The organism is Neisseria sp. P0020.S005, from assembly GCF_051957055.1.
GTDB classification, from domain to species: domain Bacteria; phylum Pseudomonadota; class Gammaproteobacteria; order Burkholderiales; family Neisseriaceae; genus Neisseria; species Neisseria subflava_A.
Genome location: NZ_JBQCWV010000073.1, coordinates 1 through 441, shown reverse-complemented (window position 1 = coordinate 441; position 441 = coordinate 1). Strand labels below are relative to the sequence as shown.

Genomic DNA, 441 nt, shown 5'->3' with positions numbered 1-441 from the left:
ATAATAACCAAGTCCAACTCGATTAAGGCGCGCACCAAAGGCGCAATTTCTGCCCCGGTATCAGGCTTGACGACGACACACGGATACTCCACGCGCCAGTCGGTTGCACCGGTAACGTGCGTTACGCGCGCCAAGCCGTCAAACATGATGTTGTGCGGCTTGGTGGTTTTGCTTAAGCGTTCCAAAATCTGATGGCGTTTTTGGCTGGTTTCATCAAAACTGCTATCAAAACGCTCGACTGCTTTTTCTGCTGCGACCACCAAGACATCCACTTGCCGATTATCGTCTCAGAGGTTGCGGATTTCATTTAAGCGGTGGTGCGTTTCGCGTACCAACGTGGCGCGGTGTTTTGGGTGCTCCAGCACGTCAGCGAACAGATACGGATTGCGCACGACCACCCAAATATCGCAACATACTTCAAACAGCATTGGTGCAGAACGT

At 51.9% G+C, this 441-nt stretch carries 1 pseudogene; it reads right to left on the bottom strand.

Annotated elements, in window-relative coordinates:
* A pseudogene (locus ACTHTU_RS11360) lies at nt 1–441 on the bottom strand (DUF3683 domain-containing protein); the annotation flags it as partial.